The following is a 19,177-nucleotide window of genomic DNA, read 5'->3' as shown; positions in this document are numbered from 1 at the left end:
TTGATTTGAACACACGTTAATTATTGCGCTTAGCTTGGCACAATTGCAGCCAGTGTTCCAGAGAGTGGCTGATGGCTTTGTCGCGATGGAAAACAAAATAAAAACGTCGACGCCAGTCTCGATGTGGCGCATGAAGTTGTGCAAGGCTACCCCGTTGCAAAGCTTCGGTAACGGCCAGTCGGGATAGGCAAGCCACGCCAAGGTCTGCTTCAATGGCTCGCTTGATGGCTTCGGTATGCTCCAGCTCCATGGCGATGTTGAGTTGGGGCAGTAGGCCATGCAGGGCATGTTCAAAGGCCTGGCGGGTTCCTGAGCCGTGTTCCCGGCTGATCCAGCGCAGCGACAGCAATTGTTCGTCATTCAACGGTCCCTGATTGACGAGAGGGTGATCGGGGTTAGCGACGATCAGTAACTCGTCGTCGCGCCAATGTTGGCTGCGTAACTGGGGGTGATTAAATTCGCCTTCAATCAAGCCAATGTCCAGCTCATAATTCAGTACTTGGTGGGCGATATTGTCGGTATTGGCGACATGCAGATCGACTTTGGCTTCCTGGCCCTTCTGGCGAGCGTCATTCATGTACTCGGCCACTAAAGGAACGGCCAGATAGTTGCCAATGGTCAGGGTGGCACCTACTCGCAAATCCCCCAGGCCCGCTTGGCCTCTGAAGCTGGATTCCAATTGTTCGGCAGCACTCATCAGACTTTGTGCCTGGGGGCGCAGGGCAATGCCGTTTTCATTCAAGCGCAAGCGTTTACCCAAGCGGTCAAAGAGTTGCAGACCGAATTGCTGTTCCAGCTCTCGTAAAGCCGAGCTGGCCGCAGACTGAGAGAGATTCAGCTGTTTGGCCGCGATGCTGATGTTTTGCTGTTGAGCCGTGGCTAAGAAGACTTCTATCTGGCGAAGGCTAAAGCGCATACAGGTTCCAGTGGTATCAAGTTTTATATCGATTTTATCAATAAGCAATAGAAAGATAACCCATTTTACAGTTAAGTGACAGATATCTAGACTGTCTGCCATTGATAGTTACCTCTATGGAGAAGCCCTATGGCCAGCCTGATTCGTGAACGAGTCACCCGAGTACATCACTGGAATGAAAGCCTGTTCAGCTTTAATACCAGCCGTAGTCAAAGCTTGCGTTTTGAGAATGGCCATTTCGTGATGATGGGTCTTGAGGTTGAGGGAAAGCCATTGATGCGGGCCTACAGTATTGCCAGCGCGAATTACGATGAGGAGCTGGAATTTTTCAGCATTAAAGTGCCCGATGGCCCGTTAACTTCACGCTTGCAGAACATTCAGGTGGGTGACGAAGTGTTGTTGTCCACTAAGCCTACCGGGACTCTTGTGGCGGATCACCTGTTAGAGGGTAAGCATCTCTATCTTATTAGCACAGGAACTGGCTTGGCACCCTTTATGAGTATCATCAAAGACCCTGAGGTGTATCAGCGTTTCGACAAAATCATTTTGACTCATGGTGTGCGCCACGCCTCTGAACTGGCTTATCAGGACATTATTGAAAATGAGCTGCCCAATAATGAGTTTTTCGGGGATGAAGTTCGAGAAAAATTATTGTATTACCCAACCGTTACCCGCGAACCCTACCGAAACAATGGGCGCATTACTGACCTGATGCGGATGGGCAAATTGTTCCAGGATCTGGATCTGCCAAAGCCGAATCTCGAAGATGATCGTTTTATGATTTGCGGCAGTCCCAGCATGTTGAAAGAAACCTGCGAGATTCTGGATAGCCATGGTTTTAAAGAATCGCGTCACGGGCAAAAAGCCCACTATGTAATCGAGCGTGCGTTTGTCGAGCAGTAAGACCAACGCGTTTAAAATCCTGACGGCTGCAATACGACGTTAACCGTTTCACGCTTTAGCCTCCTTGGTTTTAACCTTGGGGGCTTTTTTCGTTTTGGTCCCAAGACTTTTCGCTTACACTGCGAGTTAGGGAAGACAACAACGAGAATGCTCATGGCGACGTTTTTACGATTGATTCTGTGCAGAGCCTATTGCTTACTTGCAGTGGGTGCTTTGATGGCCTGTGGTGAGACCATGCCTCCTGTTACTGATTGCAACGCCCTGGGCGACCGCAAAGCACTGTGCGGTTTTCATAATCCAGAAGATCTCGAGCCCTTGGGCGACGGACGCACTTTGATCGTCAGCCAGATGGGTATTGTGGGACAGCATACGCCTGGGTCGTTGGCATTTTTCGATGTCAAAGCCAAACATCTTAAAATTTTCCCTGACTTCACGGAAGCGGACTCAGAGCACTGGGGACAGGAAACGTGTGAGCCACCGGGAAAAGCGTTTTCTCCCCATGGTATTCATCTCAGTCGTCTGAATGAGCATACTCAGCGTTTGCTGGTGGTAAATCATGGTGGGCGCGAAGCGGTGGAATCTTTTTTGATTCGACGTGAGGGTGATGACTTTCAAATCAGTTGGCAAGGCTGCGTTGAAATGCCAGAGAACAGCAACATTAACGATGTGGTTGCGGGCCCGGATGGTGGTTTCTTTACGACTCACATGTTCGCGATGGAAGGTCTCAGCCTCGGGCCCATTAACTGGCCTCAGCTGGAAGGCCTGTTGGGCTTTGATACCGGTTGGGTTTGGCATTGGCAACCCGAGAACGGTGGTGAGTTCTCCAAAGTGAAAAATTTCCGCAGTGCTTTCCCTAATGGCATTCAAATCGATCCGGAAGGGAAATATTTGTATGTGAACAGCTGGGGAGACAATGAGGTTTGCAAACTGGACTGGCGTACGGGCGAGATTCTGGCCAGTGCAGAAATGTTACATCCTGACAATGTGCAATGGGGCGATAACGGTCACTTGTTGGTGGCCTCACAGCATTTTGATTTGGCCAGTGCCCAGCAATGCATGGATCTGCGTGAAGGCGCTTGCCCAAGCCGTTTTGATATTGTGGAAATTGATCCACAGGACATGAGCCATCAGATTGTTCTGGAGCAACAGGGGCCGCCGATGGGGGCAGGAACCGTCGCTCAGGTTCTGGGAGATTATATGTACATCGGCAGTTTTGCCGGTGATCGGCTATTGCGTGTACCAAAACCTTCGACAGCTTCGGTCTCCGAAGATGAACGCAATTAGCGTTTCGTCTAATAGCGCTGGCAAAGTCCTCGGATGATAATGACGCTGTAACGCTTTACTTATGGGTGTGGCATGAACAATCAGTGGACTGCTTATACGGCCGGAGCCGTGCTGTTATTTGGTGCGGCTTTCTGGGCCTCGATATTACCTCTGGATTACAAAGGGGTCGTTTTGCTCATGGGCGTGCCGAGCTTGTTTGCCGGTTATTATTTTGCGCGCTTTCCCATGCCCTACATCTGGGGTGCTCTGTTAGGTGTCGCTTGTTATATGGGGCTCGAATATCAGATTTACGGCCCTATCTATAAAGTATCTGGCCCGGTTTATGGCGCGGCATATATTTTGGCGATTGCTTGTTGCTTGACCGGTGTGTGGGTTGCGAATTGGCGGATAAGTCGCTCAAGCCAACGGGTGGCTTGAGCGATTCGCTGTTGATTCGTTAGAACCTGGAAACAGGACGGTTTATTTTTCCTTGGGAGAAAAATTGAGCGCCGCCTGGCCGAAGACAGAATGGCCATTTAACACTCGCCTGCTACCTGCGTAAGGTATTTGTTGTTCAATTCTAGGACCATACCCAGCCAGGAGATTCATCCACTCCTGACTATTTTTGCACTTTCGCTGCTAATTGAGAGCGGGCCCTTATTTAGCGAAGCTTTGCAAGCTCACGGTGATTGTTGGCATTGCGGTCGCTTGAGCGACTGGACACTGGATGGTTTTTGCGTGCGACTTTGGCGGTGATTTGACTGTCACCTTCTTCCAGAATGGCTTTCTGGTTAGGGCTGACATTTGCAATGGACGACTGGCGTTTCATTTGCTTTTCGGCTTTGACGGTCCAGGATTTCCATTCATTTTCTGTCATGCACTTCTTGCTGTAATGCTGATAGATTGAAGCACGAGCTTTCTTGCAAACCACTTCGTCTTTAGCCGTCTCTGCGGCGATGCTGCCAAGGCTGAGGCTAAGGGCAAGACCGGATACAACAACTTGAGAGATTTTTTTCATAACGATTCCTGTTGTTTATTTTACGGTTTATTTATCACGTGTTAATGAATGATAGGTGTATACCGGTTAGCTGTTATAGAACGCAAGCTTTTTGCTACCCTCCCTGGGATGGGTCGCTCCGGCAATTTGCCATTGCTTTTTATCTTTGGAGCAACTTCGACGATCCCATTATTTCATTGTTCGACAGTGTTGCGAAAATGATCGTTAAGAGGATTGCACGCAAGCCACCAACTAAGCCTATGAGTTGTTCAGGAATCTGTCAAATAACTACTGAGCTATTGGTTAACTGCCGCAGGAAAGTGTCGTGCCAGTCTTCTTGTTTTTTTGCAGACATAAAAAAAGCGAGGTAAAGACCTCGCTTTTTAACTTTTTGGCGCAATTATTTGATCAGGCGGAGAGTGAAGGGATATTCGAAATACTCACCGCTGCTGGCTTTAACGCCGCCGATAATCGACATGACAAACCAGAAAATACCGACCACAAACATCATGACGACCCCGATCAGAATAACGGTCAGGATGGCGCTCACAAACATTGCGAGTGCAATCGTAATTTGAAAGTTCAGAACTTCCTTGCCGTGGTAGTTCACGTATTCCATTTCGTCGCGTTTGATCAGCCAGACAATCAATGGGCCGATAATGCTGAAGAAAGGAATAATGAAGCCACTCATAGTCGCCAAGTGACAAAACATGGCCCAGTTGCGCTCATCGGAACTTGGGGCTGCAGGTTCGAAGCTTTGCTTTGGAGCCTCTTGTTGCTGACTCTGAGCGTTCTGCTCTTGGGCACGGCTTTCTTGCTGTTCGTTGTTTGCTGTACTTTCGTTCGTTGTACTTTCGTTTGTTGCAGTACTGTCGCTGTTCTCTTGGGAGTTCGCTTCAGTATGCTCTACGCTTTCTTCAATAACTTCGCCTTGTACTTCTTTCTCTTCGGACATGATTTGCTCCAAATCTCTGTGTGTCTGTTTTCTTCGCCTGTTTGGCTTCTTGCTGATTTAGACGAGGAAAATCCCTGACGTTCCTCGAACTATGACGAAAAAGGCTATTAACGGGCGATAATGGCACCCATTAGATGTCATGGTCATAGCTCGCCAGGCCTTGATTATACTGGCCTAGCGAGCATGAAGCAGCGCTGAACTTAAGTTTTGTAAAGCTTTTACTTTTTGTTCTTCATGGCCTGCTGTAACAGAGCGCCCATCGAGCCCATGCCCCCTTGTTTCTGCTGGCCGCCCTGTTTGCTGCCGCCACCAAAGGAACGTTGCTGCTGGCTGCGGTCCTGGCGGCCTTTGCCGCGGTGCTGTTGACCTGCTGGGCCAGATTGTTTCTCTCCCGGGGTGTCATCCAGGCGCATAGATAGGCCAATACGCTTACGAGGCACGTCCACTTCCATCACTTTAACCTTGACGATGTCGCCGGCCTTCACCACCTCGCGGGGGTCTTTGACAAAGGTATTGGATAGGGCTGAGATGTGAACCAGGCCGTCCTGGTGCACACCAATGTCGACGAAGGCGCCAAAGTTAGTCACGTTGGTCACGGTACCTTCCAGGATCATACTCGGTTCCAAATCCTTGATTTCTTCAACGCCGTCCTGGAACTGTGCGGTTTTAAACTCCGGACGAGGGTCGCGGCCGGGTTTGTCCAGCTCGCTGATGATATCGGTCACGGTTGGCACACCAAAGGCTTCCGAAGTGTAGTCTGCAGGCTTGAGGGCTCGCAAGAAGCCGGAATCGCCCATCAGATTGTGAATCGGCCGACCGTTTTTCTCGGCAATGGCTTCCACAACGGAATAGGATTCCGGGTGTACTGCCGAGGCATCCAATGGATTGTCTCCACCGGCAACACGCAGGAAGCCAGCGGCTTGTTCGAAGGTTTTGGCGCCAAAGCGACTGACGCTTTTCAGGTCTTCGCGGCTTTTAAAGGCACCGTTCTGATCGCGAAACTCGACGATATTGTTGGCAATGCTGCTGTTCAGACCAGAAACGGCGGCCAAAAGAGGTGCGGAGGCAGTGTTGACTTCAACACCTACGGCGTTTACACAGTCTTCGACGACAGCATCCAGGGAGCGAGCCAATTGTGCCTGGGACACATCGTGCTGGTACTGGCCAACACCGATGGACTTCGGCTCGATTTTCACCAGCTCTGCCAGAGGGTCCTGCAGGCGGCGAGCGATGGAGATGGCGCCGCGAATGGTCACGTCAAGATCTGGAAATTCTTTGGCGGCCACTTCCGAGGCGGAGTACACCGAGGCGCCGGCCTCATTGACCATCACTTTTTGCGCCGTGATGTCCTTATGGGTTTTGAGCACATCACCCACGAACTTATCGGTTTCACGAGATGCTGTGCCGTTGCCGATGGCAATCAGGCCCACATCGTGCTTTTTGCACAGAGCGACAAGGACCGCTTCGGCTTCACGGATCTTTTTCTGGGGTGGCGTCGGGAAGATCGCGCCGTGATCGACCACTTTACCGGTGGCGTCGACGACCGCGACTTTCACGCCGGTACGCAGACCCGGGTCCAGGCCGATGGTGGCTTTCTGACCAGCTGGGGCCGCCAATAACAGATCCTTCAGATTACTGGCAAATACTTTAATGGCTTCCTCTTCAGCCGCTTCGCGGATTTCGCCGAGCAGATCGGTTTCCAAATGAGTCAGCAGTTTTACGCGCCAGGTCCAACGAACCACCTCGGACAGCCATTTATCCGCCGCGCGTTCCTGCTGTCGAATCTCCCAGTGATCGGCGATCATGGCTTCGCAGGGATGGGCCGCCAGGCGATCTTCCGGGTCGCCTACGGTAATGGCGAGGCTCAGGATGCCTTCATTGCGACCACGAAGCATGGCCAGGGCGCGGTGAGAAGGCACGCCGCCCAAGGCCTCATCGTGTTCAAAGTAGTCGGAAAACTTCGCCCCTTCGGCTTCTTTACCGTCCATCAAGCGAGCGCTGAGGTTGGATTCGTCTTTCAGGAACTGACGCAGTTTGCCAATCAGCTCGGCGTTCTCGCTAAAGCGCTCCATCAAAATATACTTGGCGCCGTCCAGAGCCGCTTTGATGTCGGTAATCTTCTGGCCTTCTTCGCTGTCGCCATTGAGGTACTTTTGAGCTTCCTCTTCCGGAGCCAGATTGGGGTTTTCCAACAAGCTGTCTGCCAGAGGTTCCAAGCCCGCTTCTTTGGCAATCTGGCCTTTGGTACGGCGTTTGGGTTTGTACGGCAGGTACAAATCTTCCAGTCGGTTTTTGGTGTCTGCGGCGTTAATTTCCGCCTCCAGCTCTGGCGTCAGCTTTTCCTGCTCGTGAATGCTTTTCAGAATCGCGGAACGGCGATCTTCCAGCTCTCGCAAATAGCGTAAGCGTTCTTCCAGGGTACGCAGTTGGCCATCATCCAAGCCGCCAGTTACCTCTTTACGGTAACGTGAAATAAAAGGAACCGTGGCGCCTTCGTCCAACAGTTCCACAGCCGCCTCTACCTGGCGAGCGTTTACCGATAGCTCATCGGCAATGCGAGCATTAATACTGATCATTGAATCTTTGGTCTCTCTTATGTATTCCTTCGCTTGCGGCAGGCACGCCGCACCCCGGGGACGGCGCATTATGCGGTATTCCGAAGGTGTACAACAGCCTTGTTTTTAGCCGGGGATTATGGCTGTTGCCTCTGGGTTCAGGTGATGTTGTGTCAGTATTTTCGGGAAGCAGTGAACTATGTGAAGAAGGGTAAAATCCCGACGCGGCGCTCTGGCTGCGTTACACTAGCACTTTAGCCCCAGGCCTGGTGTGGATACCGGCCAATAATGACAATAGATAATGCATGAGGACTTCCTGTAGTGGCTGATTCCGCTGTCCGCTCCCGTTGGAGCAAGTTTTTGCCCATTCTGATTTTGCTTGCCGGTGCCGTGTTAGTGTTTGCCGTAGCCACCATGAAACCAAAATCCAAACCTCAGCCCAAAGAAGAACCCAAACCGGCTGAAGTGGAGATTGTGATTGCGGAACCTGCCGAGCATCAACTGAGCGTCCACAGTCAGGGTACCGTCGCGCCACGACGTGAAATCAGTTTGGTCGCCGAAGTCTCAGGTCGTATCGTGAAAGTAAACCCGAGCTTTGTTGCGGGTGGTCATATTGCGGCGGGGGAACCGCTGGTGGAGATCGATCCTCGTGACTATCGCTTTGCGGTGGTACAGGCGAAATCTCAAGTTGCCGAAGCCGAGCAGCGTCTGGCGACTGAACGCGGACAAGCTCGTCAGAAAAAACGCGAATGGCGCAATCTTGGAAATGATGAAGCCAATGACCTTTTCCTTCGCAAACCGCAGATTGCCGCTGCGCAGGCCAGCTTGGACGCCGCGCGTGCGAACTTGGAAAAAGCGGAATTGAACCTTCGTCGCACAAAAATCAGCGTGCCGTTTTCGGGTTTGGTGCGTAGCACCAGCGTGGATCTTGGACAGTATGTCGGGCCGGGCACTCAACTGGGCAAAGCATTCGATACGTCTGTGGTCGAAATTCGTTTGCCTTTGACGGATGCGGAAGCGGGCTTGGTTGATCTACCTCTAGGCGGCAGTGCGGCGAATCAGGCGGGACCGAATGTTGAATTGTCCGGTACGGTTGCGGGGGATCAGCAAACCTGGCAAGGACGCATTGTGCGAACAGATGCAAGCCTCGATACTCGCACGCGTTTGTACTACGCCGTGGCAGAAATTGATTCGCCTTATCACCCGGAGCAAACAGCGCCGCTGATGGTCGGTTTGTTCGTCGAGGCGAAAATCGACGGCAAAAATTTATCGAATGTTGTGGAGTTACCGAGAAAGGCGCTGTACAAAAATAATTTGATTTACCGAGTCAGTAACGATAACAAAGTGCAGATCGATGAAGTGAAAGTTCTAAAAGTGTCCAACGATAAGGTCTGGGTAAAAGGTGATATAGGCGCTGGCGATAAAATTATCGCCGCCAATCAGCAGTATCTGTCGGCCGATAAAGAGGTTCGCGTGAAAGGGGAGGAGGTGCTGGAGTCCAAACCTTCTGCTGCTGAAAGTGTTGCTGGTGATAACGATGCCCGCAATGAACAAGAGGTTGAGGGTTGATGAATAAGTTGATCCAGTGGTTCGTTGAGAACCCCATTGCGGCCAACTTGTTAATGGTCGCGATTATTATTGGTGGAATCTACAATTACAATCGACTGGACCGCGAGGTATTTCCAAACGCCTCTCCGGGTCGCCTGAGCATTGGCGTTCCTTATCCCGGTGCGGGCCCGAAAGAAGTGGAAGAGCAAATCGTCAAGCGTATCGAGCAAGCGGTGTTCGATCTTGAGGGCATCAAAAAAATCGAATCCAGTGCTCGCAATGGTTACGGCTCAGTCAATATTGAGGTGCAAAACGAATACGATACGCAAGTGTTGTTGAATGATGTCAAAACCCGAGTGGACTCCATTACCACTTTTCCGGCCGATGTTGAGCGACCGGAAGTTCAGGAAAGCAAAAATAAGATTGAAGTTCTCAGTATTGGCATTTACGGCGAGGTGGATGACACCGCTTTAAAGTCGGTTGGTGAGTGGTTGCGCGATGAAATTTCACTTCTGCCCGCGGTGACCTTGGTTGAGCTTGAAGCGGTTCGCCCTGAACAGATGGCCATTGAGATCTCCGAGCAAAAGCTGCGTGGATATGGCTTGCGGTTTGAGGATGTGGTGAACGCGGTTCGCAGTTCCTCCTTAAATCTGGGGGCAGGCTCGATTCGTTCCAAAAACGGTGACCTGCAGGTTCAAACCCGAGCCCAGGCCTACACGGTTGAAGATTTTCAGAATATCGTCATTCGCAGTAAGGAAGATGGCTCTGAGCTGACTATTGGTGAAGTAGCCGATGTCAAAGAGACGCTCGAAGAGTGGAACCTGATTGCGCGTTTGAACGGTCGCAAAGCGGTGTACCTGGAAGTGTATGCGACCGATAACCCTAATGTTGTTGAAACCGCGAAAGAGGTTCGAGAATTTATTGAGGAAATTCAACCTCAATTGCCCCAGGGCGTTCACGCGGTTGTTTGGCGAGATTGGTCGACTTTATTTGAAGGGCGTTTGAATTTGCTGCTGAGCAATTCGCTCTCCGGTCTGGCCTTAGTGTTTGTCGTGCTCATGTTGTTTTTGCGCCCGGCATTGGCTGCCTGGGTAACCGTAGGGATCGCAGTGGCGTTTCTTGGCGCTTTCTGGTTTTTGCCGACCACTGGCGTCAGCTTGAATATGTTGTCTTTGTTTGCCTTTCTATTGGTTCTCGGGATTGTGGTCGACGACGCCATCATTGTGGGCGAAAGTGTGTATTCGCGGCAGCAGGGTGGTATGCAAGGGAATCTGTCGGCGGCAACGGGTGCCAAAATGGTGAGCAAGCCGGTTATTCTCGCGGTGATCTCGACCATTATTTTCTTTGCGCCAATGTTATTTATTCCTGGTGGTCTGGGTGAAATCTCCTTCGGTATCCCTGCGGTCGTTACATTGTGTCTGGTGTTTTCTTTGATTGAGTCCTTGTTGATTCTGCCTTCTCACCTGGCGCATATGAAACCTGAACGTGAAAGCCGTTTTGCATTTATGCGTAAGTTCCAGGTATGGCGCCAAGGCGTTGCCAATGGTTTGGAACACGTTGCCGATCGCTATTACAAAACCAGCTTGAAACGTATGCTGCAACACAATGGCACCACCGTTGCGATATTCATCGTGGCATTTTTCCTGTCCGTATCGGTCTTTGTCGGAGGCTGGGTTGGGAAATCGTTCATGCCTGTGGTGGCCTCAGACTTTGTGCGCATGCGCATGAAAATTCCGGAAGGAGCCCCGTTTGCCACGATGGATTCCATCATTGAGCGCGTCGAAGGCGCCGTGCCTGAGCTGAAAAAAGATCAGGAATTGTTTGGTGAAGAAGGCGGCGATGCGGTCATCAAGGATATGCAGACCTGGGGCTGGCGAAACAATATTGTGGTGTCGTTGTCACTGACCGACGGTGAAGGGCGCGATGTTTCCGCCGATGCAGTCGTGAAGCGTTGGCGCGAGCTGGTTGGGCCTTTGCCGGAATTGGAAGAGCTTACGCTTGATGCCACCATTAATGACGTAGGTGCGGACATCAGTCTGCTTTTAACGGCGCCTGGTGATGATGAGGTGGTGTTAGCTGATGTTGCCCAAAAGCTGGAAGAGGCGCTGTTCTCTTATGCCGGTGTCTACGATGTGCGCAACAGTATTGAAAGCGCCCGCAGTGATATTCAACTCAGCCTGAAGCCGTACGCTGAAACCCTGGGCTTGAGCTTGAGTGATGTGGCTCGCCAGGTTCGCCAGGGTTTCTATGGTGCTGAAGCGCAAAGAATTCCTCGGGGCAATGAAGACGTTCGAGTGATGGTGCGTTACCCCAAGGAAGATCGTAATAATGTGGATCACCTTGGCAACGTACGTATTCGTACGGTAGACCAACGTGAAATTCCTCTTCAGGCGGTTGCGAATGTCGATTACGTGCCGGGGTATTCTCATATCAAACGAGAAGACCGCAAGCGTTCGGTAAAAATCAAAGCCTATGTGAAAAAAGGAGAAGGCGTTCCTGGCGAAATTGTTCAGGCTATCATGAAAGAACATTATCCCAAGTGGTCTAAACAGTACCCGGGATTGAAGTTGGATGTTTCGGATGGCATGAAAGAAGAACAGGAATTCATGGTGGCCATCCTGGTCAACTTCTTTATTGCCTCACTGATCGTATTGGCCATTATGGCGGTGGCCTTTAAATCCTATTGGCAGCCGTTCCTGATTTTCACTGCCGTGCCCTTTGGGTTTATGGGCGCTATTGTTGGGCATATGCTTCTGGGCCGCGAAATCAGCATGATGTCTTTCCTTGGGTTCTTTGCCTGTTCTGGGGTGGTAGTAAACGATAACCTGGTACTGTTGGATCGCATCAATCAACTGCGAGCCCAGGGGGAGAACGTTTACGATGCGGTTGTGAATGCGGGGCGCGATCGTTTCCGTGCGATTATCTTGACCTCAGTTACCACGTTTGTGGGTCTGGTGCCTATTCTGTTTGAAACCAGTTCCCAGGCACAATTCTTGGTTCCGATGGTGATCTCTCTGGCCTTTGGTGTATTGCTGGCAACCACGGTGACCCTCATTCTGGTGCCGAGTTTGTTTATGCTGGCCGAACGCGCAAAATCTCGCTGGCGTAATGAGCCTTCACCGTTACCGCGTTTGGAATTGAGTTAAGAGTGAATGTGCAATGGCCAATACCTGTTCATGTTGGCCATTGCCTGTATTCAGAAGGGACTATTTAGCCCCTTTATTTAGTCCCTTTATTTAGCCCCCTGTTGAACGCTTTCCGTCGGTGAATTCTTTCACAGGCTTTCAATTCTGAGCTGCGCGTGCATCGTAATGACACCCGTCTATTTTCATTCTTATGATGTTAGTACTGCGTTCATCGCTCTCTTCGCGAAAACACAGTTGCTCTTTTGATTACACTTGCTCGAGTTTGATTGTCCTTATTTGAGTTTGAGTTTGAGCTGTCCCGTTCGGTCAAATAAATAATCTGAACAGTAATGGCCTTCCCGGTGATGTGGATGAAAATGTATTGCGTTCGGCTTCTGTCCCAAGGGTGTTCTTGCCGGTAGAAGTGATGGATTACTTGACATGTTAGCGATTCGCTTTGAAAATAGGTCGAATGACTGACATGCCGACACCTTCTGCCCATCTCTATGCCTCCTGGCGGCAATTGCTGATTTACATATTGGCGTTAAGCGCCTATCTGTTATTGCCTTTTGTGTTGATTCTTTTTTTTGGTGCTATTTCTGCGGGAGGGTACTGGGAATGGTTGAATGGCATTGGCTTTGTTGCCTTCGCGTTGTGTTTGTATCTTTTTGTTGAACGAGCACGCCCAAAGGTCTGGCCGCGTTTGCGCGGTGATTTATTTTATTGGTGGCATCGCTTGCTGGCTTTTGCGATGTTGTTTTTCACTACGGTACATGGGCTTGGCTTTCTGGTGCTTGAGCCGACCAGTCTGGAATATCTCAGCTTACGCGCACCGTGGCATATGTTAGTGGCTTGGTTGGCCTGGCTGCTGTTCACCTATTTGTGTCTCGCTTCTTTGCGTCCGCTGCGCCGACGAATGCATGGCAAGGTGTATGGCTTTCGGGCAAGCCATGCGATCATTTCCATCATCGCAATGCTCGCCAGTTTTTACCATATTGTGGGCAGCGACTTCTATCTGAAACCTTATATTGCCTGGGCAAGCTGTGCGATATTGCTGGCACTGTTTCTGCTGTATTACGCTTTTAACCGCCAGGCTCAAACGCTATCGTTGAGCAAAACTCTGTTGGGCGAATCTGAGTCGGATCGGATGAGTTTATCCGTTACTCAGAAAACGTTTCTTTCGGTGTATCTTATTGTGTGTTGTTCGGTGCTGAGTGGGGGCTTGTATGTGGTCACCCGCTAAAGTGGTATTCACAGTAACTGCACTGCTGGCGATTATTGTCTTCCTTGTGTTCTTTCCACAGAAACGTGAGAGTTCTTTGCGAGAGGCGCCTTTGCTGGATGTCTATTTTGTGCATAAGGATCATCACCAAGTTGGCTGTGCCCAATGTCATCATAATTATGTGGACGGCACCGGAAGGCAGTTTGGTTGTTACCAATGCCATAAGGAAGACGAGTCAGTCAATCTTCTGGTGGAGGAACAGTTCCATGGACTGTGTCGGGAATGCCACCGTGAACGTAAGGCGGCAGGAGAAGAATCAGGGCCAATACGCCAGTGTGGCGGTTGCCATAAACCGGATACCAAACCCTGATGTCAGTTGTGTCGATTAATCCAGCAGTTCACATAAACCGTTAAAGACCAGCTCATTGTAACTGACCACGCCAACAACTTTTCCCTGATCAAGCACCGGTGCATTGGAAATGCCAAAGCGATCAAACATGCGGGCGACATAGCGAACGTCCAGATCGGCCTCAACAGGAATGACCGGCTTGGACATGATTTCGTACACGTTTACGCGTTCAGGAGCTTTGTCTTTGGCGAGTACTTTTTTAACCACATCCGAGAGCAGGACAATACCTAAGGCATCATTGTTATCGCGCTTTTGAACAATGAGTACATCACTCTGGTGAGCGCGCATGAGGGCGATGGCTTCTTTGACGGTGGCCTTGCCATCGATCTCCATGTGATTGCTGTGCATCACCTGTCGGGCTTGTATGACTTTCTTTTCTATCATGGTTTTTTCCATTACAGCAGCTCCTCTACATCCGAGGTGAGTTTTTCCACTTGGTGTGCGACGCCAACGGCGTCTTCAACGTCGATTTGAAACGCGATACCGGTTCCTGGTGCCGCATCGAACTCTCCCACCCGATTAATTTCTTCCAGAATGTGCCGGCTGAGGTGTTCTTCAACCAAAAACAAAATTACGTCACGTTGGCTGCTCAAGGATAAACCCAAAAAAGTTTTACTCTGTTTTAAACCTTCACCGCGCGCATTATTAATCACGGTGGCGCCGGTCGCGCCAGCTTGACGAGCTGCGTCCATAACGTCATCGGTTTTATCGTCTTCTACAAAAACGACAATCATTTTGAAGTGCATAGTGAGCTCCTAAGTTGAGGACTCAGCCGACTCGGTATCGGCGGATTTAGCGCGAGCACGATACTCGCTGATTTGGGCATATGCCATGACTGACATCATGGGAAACAGACTGGCAAAAGCAATTAAACCAAAACCATCAATTAATGGATTGCGCCCGGGCACTGTTTCCGACAAGCCCAGACCCAGTGCGGCAACCAGAGGTACGGTAACCGTTGATGTGGTCACACCACCGGAATCATAGGCCAGGGGAACAATCATTTTGGGGGCAAAACTGGTTTGGATCACAACCACAATATAGCCACTGATGATGTACCAGTGGATGGGGTCTCCGACCACAATACGGTAACAGCCAAGAGAAATACCCATAGCAACGCCAAGCGCCACCGCGAGCCGCAGGCCCCAAATACCGATCGCGCCACCGGACACTTCATTGGCTTTGATGGCAACAGCAATCAATGAGGGTTCAGCAATGGTGGTACTGAATCCAATGAGAAAGGCAAACAGATACACCCAGTAGTAGTCACGCCAATTGATCTGGCCGGCAATATCGGCAACGGTTTTTCCGGCGTGAATAAAATTGGGGTCGGTTAATTGCTCTGCCATCAATCGGCCCAGTGGAAACAGGCACCATTCCAAGCCTAATAAGAACAATGACAGGCCAAGCAGAACCCATACGAAACCAAATAAAATCTGGCCAAGATTGGCGGGCTTCTTGCGAATGACGGCGAACTGAAAGCCAAAAATAATGGCGGCAATGGGCAGCACATCGCTGACGGTCCCCAGGGTGACTTCCCATATCTGTTGCAATATTTCCATTAGATCAGCATCCCGTAGGCCATAACAAAAATCATTGGAGTGAGTGAGGCAAAGGCAATTAACCCAAAGCCATCGATCATCGGATTGCGTCCTTTGATGGATGAGGCCAGGCCAACGCCGAGCGCCGTCACCAAGGGCACCGTAATGGTCGATGTGGTGACACCACCAGAGTCATAGGCGATACCGATGATTTCACGAGGGGCAAACATTGTCATGATAACCACGATGAGATAACCGCCAATAATGATCCATTGAATTGGCCAGCCTTTGAGAATGCGCAACACGCCAATCACAATGGCCAGTCCTACTGAAAAGGCTACGGTGTAGCGCAAGCCATTGGCGTATTCGGTCTTGGCCAGTGAGCTGTTTTCGATCATCTGCCCAGTGGCCGCTACCTCGGCGGCTTCGGCGGCAACAGCAATCAAGGCGGGTTCGGCCACGGTTGTGCCAAAACCCAGTGAAAAGGCAAACACCATCAGCCAGAACAGGCTGCCTTTGCGAGCGAAGGCATGGGCCATGGATTCGCCAATTGGAAACAACCCCTGCTCGAGCCCGTGAATAAAAAAAGTTAAACCCAGAACCACGAAGACCACGCCCATCATCAGTTGGCCGACATTGGGCAGGGGTTGCTGCAGGACAAAAAACTGGAAGAAAAGAATCACCGCCACGATGGGCAGCAGGTCTCGCAAACTGCCGATCATGGAGCGTCCAAGTTGTTTCAGGGTTCTCAGCACGAAGATTCCTTTAGCGTTAGCAAGCCCTTATTGATGGATAAAACCATGATAGAAGTGGGGTCTGACAGGGTAAAGGCAAAAACGCCATTTACCCCTTTCAGATCAAGTACTTGGCAAATATTTTTACAGATTCAGTAACCCTAATCATTGTGGGGTGTTTTTATTGCAGAATGATTGTGTTGAGGATGAGCTGGCTATTAAGTATGGGTTCAGCCAAATTACACGATAGTAAGCCTACGCAATGGGGCTAGGGTCTTATGGTGTTGCCTCATCAACTAATCGGCACGGCGACAGTCAGTGCTTACGATGATACAAAGCGAAAGGGGAATAATTATGGGTTGGATTGCTTGGATTATCCTGGGTTTGGTTGCAGGTGCTTTGGCACGCTGGCTGATGCCGGGTGAAGACAAAATGGGTTGGATTCTGACCATCCTACTGGGTATTGGTGGCGCTTTTCTTGGCGGCTATCTGGGTTCCCTGTTGGGCATCGGCTCGGTTTCTGGTTTCAACATCGTGACCATTATTACGGCAACAGTTGGCGCATTTATTCTGCTGTTTGCCTACAACAAGCTTATTCTCAAGAAGTAAGCTTCTGTTCGGGGTCAGCGTCCTTTGGCTGGCCCCATTCTCCAGGTCATTTTTTGCCTTTCTGTCTCTGCTTCGATTCGTTTGTCGCGGATTGTCAAATTCTTATCTACCTTTCATATCAGCAGTGACTGATACTCAGCGCAAACCAACAATAACATTTGGAGTGCCTGGTGACATTCTCCCATCTTTCCCTGTGGCGGGTTTCGGCGGTATTGCTGTCCCTTGCCTTAATATCCTGTAGTAACGATGAGCCTTCAACAGCGCTGGAGACAACGCCAGATGAGGCGCAAGCCGCGCTGGCTGTTGAGTCCGACGCTAAACCTGGTGTAGCCAATATTGATGCCGAACGATTGCTGGCGGCGGATGGTGAGCCCGGTAACTGGATGGCTCATGGTCGAACCTATGGCGAGCAACGTTACAGCCCCCTGACGCAAATCCGTCAGGATAATGTAAATGATTTAGGTTTGGCCTGGTCATTCGATGTTGAGCATCAACAGGGTTTGGAAGCGAGTCCGATTGTGGTTGACGGGGTGATGTATACCAGTACGGCCTGGAGCGCGGTGTATGCGCTTGACGCTAAAACGGGCAAGCTCTTATGGCATTACGATCCTGAAATTCCCAAGGAATATAATCGCTATCTTTGTTGTTCCCCGGCAAATCGCGGGGTGGCGGTCTGGAAAGGAAAAGTCTACGTCGGGACCATCAATGGCCACCTGGTGGCCTTGGACGCAGCGGACGGTAAAGTGGTATGGGATGTGAAAACCGTCGACGGTGCGCCTTACTCTATCACCGGTGCGCCTCGTATTGTGAAAGACAAAGTGATTATCGGTAATGGCGGCGCTGAGATGGGGGTGCGGGGTTATATCACCGCTTACGACACCGAAACGGGGGCGCAGCAATGGCGTTTCTATACGGTTCCCGGTAATCCGGAAAAAGGATTCGAAAGCCAGGCTATGGAAATGGCAGCGAAAACCTGGACGGGGGAGTGGTGGAAACTCGGCGGCGGTGGCACGGCTTGGGATTCCATGGCCTACGACCCGGACTTAAATCTGCTTTATGTGGGGGTGGGTAATGGCTCGCCCTGGAATCGCAATATTCGCAGCCCGGAGGGTGGCGATAACTTATTCCTATCTTCGATCGTCGCAGTGCGTCCGGAAACTGGGGAGTACGTTTGGCATTATCAAACCACTCCAGCGGACAACTTCGACTACACCGCTACTCAACATATGATCCTGGCGGATATTCAAATCGACGGCGTGATGCGTAAGACCATTATGCAAGCGCCGAAAAACGGTTTCTTCTACATGCTCGACCGACGCACAGGCGAATTCCTGTCAGCCAAGCCTTATGTGCAAGTCACCTGGGCAACCCATGTGGATCAGGAAACCGGCCGGCCGGTTGAAGACAAAAGCGTGACAGAATTTACCGAGCGCACACAAATGGTTTGGCCTGCGCCGTATGGTGGCCACAACTGGCATCCAATGGCATTCAATCCCGAGACCGGCTTGGTGTACATTCCCGCGATTGAAATGCCGCACTTTTATAACGGCCGAAAAGAGCTGGACAAAGAACGCATTTGGAATCTGGGCATGAACTGGATTAAGCCGCCCGCGGAAGACAACGACACCATTTTGATGAACAAAAAATTGACCAGCGGAAAACTGATAGCCTGGGATCCGGCAAAGCAGAAACCTGCATGGGAAGTGGTGTACCCCACTCCCGGAGTGGGCGGCATGTTAACCACCGCCGGTGATTTGGTTTTTCACGGTGTGCCTCAGGGTAAGTTAATGGCTTACCGTGCCAGTGATGGCAAGCAGCTTTGGGAAGCCTACACCCAAACTGGTGTTGTGGCGCCTCCGATTACTTACGAAGTCGATGGCGAACAGTATATTGCAGTCATGGCCGGCTGGGGTGGTATGTTCAGTCTGACGGGGGGCACGGTGTTTGGAAAGGATGAAGGCCCTGGTCCAAACCGGGTGCTGGTGTACAAATTGGGCGCCGATAGCCGTCTGCCTGAACAAGCCAAGTTGGTGAAAGAAGCACCGAAACCGCCTGCTCAAACGGGTACCGCAGCGCAAATTGCCAATGGCGGTGCCTTGTATGATGAGTACTGTCAATTCTGTCATGGTTTGCACGCGGTCAGTGGTGGTGTGATTCCCGATCTGCGTCACATGAGTGAAGCCAGTCACCAGGCTTTTATGGGCATAGTGTATGGCGGTATGTTGAAAGACAAAGGCATGGCGGCGTTCAACGATCACCTGAGTGTGGAAGAGGTGCAGGATATTCATCACTACCTTATTCAACGTGCTATCGATAGTCACGGTGATGAGCGGGTATTTTAAATAGGGGACGCGAAAACAGGCGGACATGAGGTTCGCCTGTTTGTTCATTTGTCGAAAC

General features: G+C 50.8%; 17 protein-coding genes. 9 read left to right on the top strand and 8 right to left on the bottom strand.

Going from position 1 to position 19,177, the window contains the following annotated elements; all coding sequences use genetic code 11:
* Positions 1 to 16 precede the first annotated feature (16 nt).
* Entirely contained in the window at positions 17 to 1,018 is a 1,002-nt protein-coding gene (locus ABWW03_RS02530; protein ID WP_353406177.1) for a LysR substrate-binding domain-containing protein, read from the bottom strand.
* A gap of 27 nt (positions 1,019 to 1,045) precedes the next feature.
* Here ABWW03_RS02530 and ABWW03_RS02525 point away from each other — a divergent pair, with 27 nt between their 5' ends.
* The 3 genes from ABWW03_RS02525 (at position 1,046) to ABWW03_RS02515 (ending at position 3,520) form a co-directional block, all read left to right on the top strand.
* Positions 1,046 to 1,819, top strand: coding sequence for a ferredoxin--NADP reductase (locus ABWW03_RS02525; protein WP_353406176.1), 774 nt, complete (start codon positions 1,046 to 1,048; stop codon positions 1,817 to 1,819).
* A gap of 153 nt (positions 1,820 to 1,972) precedes the next feature.
* On the top strand, positions 1,973 to 3,103 hold the full coding sequence (locus ABWW03_RS02520; protein ID WP_353406175.1) for a hypothetical protein: 1,131 nt from the start codon (positions 1,973 to 1,975) through the stop codon (positions 3,101 to 3,103).
* Between the two features lie 72 nt (positions 3,104 to 3,175).
* Positions 3,176 to 3,520: a hypothetical protein gene (locus ABWW03_RS02515; protein WP_353406174.1), complete on the top strand. Its 345-nt coding sequence runs from the start codon at positions 3,176 to 3,178 to the stop codon at positions 3,518 to 3,520.
* A 223-nt stretch (positions 3,521 to 3,743) separates the two neighbouring features.
* Here the strand turns inward: ABWW03_RS02515 and ABWW03_RS02510 are convergent, their stop codons facing one another.
* The 3 genes from ABWW03_RS02510 to ABWW03_RS02500 form a co-directional block, all read right to left on the bottom strand.
* Positions 3,744 to 4,100: a hypothetical protein gene (locus tag ABWW03_RS02510; protein ID WP_353406173.1), complete on the bottom strand. Its 357-nt coding sequence runs from the start codon at positions 4,098 to 4,100 to the stop codon at positions 3,744 to 3,746.
* 379 nt (positions 4,101 to 4,479) lie between these two features.
* The gene (locus ABWW03_RS02505) at positions 4,480 to 5,034 is read right to left on the bottom strand and encodes a DUF4870 domain-containing protein (protein ID WP_353406172.1); all 555 of its coding nucleotides are present in this window, start codon (positions 5,032 to 5,034) and stop codon (positions 4,480 to 4,482) included.
* A gap of 218 nt (positions 5,035 to 5,252) precedes the next feature.
* Positions 5,253 to 7,610, bottom strand: a complete 2,358-nt coding sequence (locus tag ABWW03_RS02500; RefSeq protein WP_353406171.1) for a Tex family protein — start codon at positions 7,608 to 7,610, stop codon at positions 5,253 to 5,255.
* Between the two features lie 300 nt (positions 7,611 to 7,910).
* Between ABWW03_RS02500 and ABWW03_RS02495 the strand changes: the two genes are divergently transcribed.
* From ABWW03_RS02495 to ABWW03_RS02480, 4 genes are all read left to right on the top strand, one after another.
* Complete coding sequence (locus ABWW03_RS02495; RefSeq protein ID WP_353406169.1) at positions 7,911 to 9,158, top strand: efflux RND transporter periplasmic adaptor subunit; 1,248 nt, start codon at positions 7,911 to 7,913, stop codon at positions 9,156 to 9,158.
* Positions 9,158 to 12,283, top strand: a complete 3,126-nt coding sequence (locus ABWW03_RS02490) for an efflux RND transporter permease subunit (protein ID WP_353406167.1) — start codon at positions 9,158 to 9,160, stop codon at positions 12,281 to 12,283. Before ABWW03_RS02495 ends, ABWW03_RS02490 begins: the two co-directional genes overlap by 1 nt.
* 451 nt (positions 12,284 to 12,734) lie before the next feature.
* Positions 12,735 to 13,505 (top strand): ferric reductase-like transmembrane domain-containing protein, encoded by a 771-nt coding sequence (locus ABWW03_RS02485; RefSeq protein WP_353406165.1) that lies wholly within the window; start codon positions 12,735 to 12,737, stop codon positions 13,503 to 13,505.
* On the top strand, positions 13,489 to 13,854 hold the full coding sequence (locus tag ABWW03_RS02480) for a cytochrome c3 family protein (RefSeq protein ID WP_353406164.1): 366 nt from the start codon (positions 13,489 to 13,491) through the stop codon (positions 13,852 to 13,854). Before ABWW03_RS02485 ends, ABWW03_RS02480 begins: the two co-directional genes overlap by 17 nt.
* 15 nt (positions 13,855 to 13,869) lie before the next feature.
* On the opposite strand, the gene ABWW03_RS02475 is transcribed toward ABWW03_RS02480, so the two are convergent.
* Genes ABWW03_RS02475 through ABWW03_RS02460 form a run of 4 tightly spaced genes read right to left on the bottom strand, consistent with a single transcriptional unit; the run spans position 13,870 to position 16,189 of the window.
* A complete protein-coding gene (locus ABWW03_RS02475; RefSeq protein ID WP_353406163.1) occupies positions 13,870 to 14,289 on the bottom strand; it encodes a CBS domain-containing protein in 420 nt (139 codons plus the stop codon).
* A complete protein-coding gene (locus ABWW03_RS02470; protein WP_353406162.1) occupies positions 14,289 to 14,639 on the bottom strand; it encodes a P-II family nitrogen regulator in 351 nt (116 codons plus the stop codon). The genes ABWW03_RS02475 and ABWW03_RS02470 overlap by 1 nt, the downstream gene beginning before the upstream one ends.
* A gap of 9 nt (positions 14,640 to 14,648) precedes the next feature.
* A complete protein-coding gene (locus ABWW03_RS02465; RefSeq protein WP_353406161.1) occupies positions 14,649 to 15,455 on the bottom strand; it encodes a DUF1538 domain-containing protein in 807 nt (268 codons plus the stop codon).
* Entirely contained in the window at positions 15,455 to 16,189 is a 735-nt protein-coding gene (locus tag ABWW03_RS02460; protein ID WP_353406159.1) for a DUF1538 domain-containing protein, read from the bottom strand. Before ABWW03_RS02460 ends, ABWW03_RS02465 begins: the two co-directional genes overlap by 1 nt.
* A gap of 333 nt (positions 16,190 to 16,522) precedes the next feature.
* On the opposite strand from ABWW03_RS02460, the gene ABWW03_RS02455 reads away from it, so the two are divergent.
* Both ABWW03_RS02455 and ABWW03_RS02450 read left to right on the top strand, forming a co-directional pair.
* Positions 16,523 to 16,777: a GlsB/YeaQ/YmgE family stress response membrane protein gene (locus ABWW03_RS02455; protein ID WP_353406157.1), complete on the top strand. Its 255-nt coding sequence runs from the start codon at positions 16,523 to 16,525 to the stop codon at positions 16,775 to 16,777.
* Positions 16,778 to 16,947: 170 nt separating this feature from the next.
* Positions 16,948 to 19,119, top strand: coding sequence for a PQQ-dependent dehydrogenase, methanol/ethanol family (locus ABWW03_RS02450; protein WP_353406156.1), 2,172 nt, complete (start codon positions 16,948 to 16,950; stop codon positions 19,117 to 19,119).
* The last annotated feature ends 58 nt before the right edge of the window (positions 19,120 to 19,177 follow it).

The sequence above is a fragment of the Pseudoteredinibacter isoporae genome (assembly GCF_040372805.1).
GTDB classification, from domain to species: Bacteria; Pseudomonadota; Gammaproteobacteria; order Pseudomonadales; family Cellvibrionaceae; genus Pseudoteredinibacter; species Pseudoteredinibacter isoporae_A.
Note: the sequence above shows the minus strand (reverse complement) of the source record. Positions and strands in the feature narration are given on the sequence as shown.

Bases quoted from the DNA above. Each gene is read 5' to 3' on its own strand.
- ABWW03_RS02530 (WP_353406177.1), bottom strand. From the start codon at position 1,018: ATGGCAGACAGTCTAGATATCTGTCACTTAACTGTAAAATGGGTTATC.
- ABWW03_RS02525 (WP_353406176.1), top strand. From the start codon at position 1,046: ATGGCCAGCCTGATTCGTGAACGAGTCACCCGAGTACATCACTGGAAT.
- ABWW03_RS02520 (WP_353406175.1), top strand. From the start codon at position 1,973: ATGGCGACGTTTTTACGATTGATTCTGTGCAGAGCCTATTGCTTACTT.
- ABWW03_RS02515 (WP_353406174.1), top strand. From the start codon at position 3,176: ATGAACAATCAGTGGACTGCTTATACGGCCGGAGCCGTGCTGTTATTT.
- ABWW03_RS02510 (WP_353406173.1), bottom strand. From the start codon at position 4,100: ATGAAAAAAATCTCTCAAGTTGTTGTATCCGGTCTTGCCCTTAGCCTC.
- ABWW03_RS02505 (WP_353406172.1), bottom strand. From the start codon at position 5,034: ATGTCCGAAGAGAAAGAAGTACAAGGCGAAGTTATTGAAGAAAGCGTA.
- ABWW03_RS02500 (WP_353406171.1), bottom strand. From the start codon at position 7,610: ATGATCAGTATTAATGCTCGCATTGCCGATGAGCTATCGGTAAACGCT.
- ABWW03_RS02490 (WP_353406167.1), top strand. From the start codon at position 9,158: ATGAATAAGTTGATCCAGTGGTTCGTTGAGAACCCCATTGCGGCCAAC.
- ABWW03_RS02485 (WP_353406165.1), top strand. From the start codon at position 12,735: ATGACTGACATGCCGACACCTTCTGCCCATCTCTATGCCTCCTGGCGG.
- ABWW03_RS02480 (WP_353406164.1), top strand. From the start codon at position 13,489: ATGTGGTCACCCGCTAAAGTGGTATTCACAGTAACTGCACTGCTGGCG.
- ABWW03_RS02475 (WP_353406163.1), bottom strand. From the start codon at position 14,289: ATGGAAAAAACCATGATAGAAAAGAAAGTCATACAAGCCCGACAGGTG.
- ABWW03_RS02470 (WP_353406162.1), bottom strand. From the start codon at position 14,639: ATGCACTTCAAAATGATTGTCGTTTTTGTAGAAGACGATAAAACCGAT.
- ABWW03_RS02465 (WP_353406161.1), bottom strand. From the start codon at position 15,455: ATGGAAATATTGCAACAGATATGGGAAGTCACCCTGGGGACCGTCAGC.
- ABWW03_RS02455 (WP_353406157.1), top strand. From the start codon at position 16,523: ATGGGTTGGATTGCTTGGATTATCCTGGGTTTGGTTGCAGGTGCTTTG.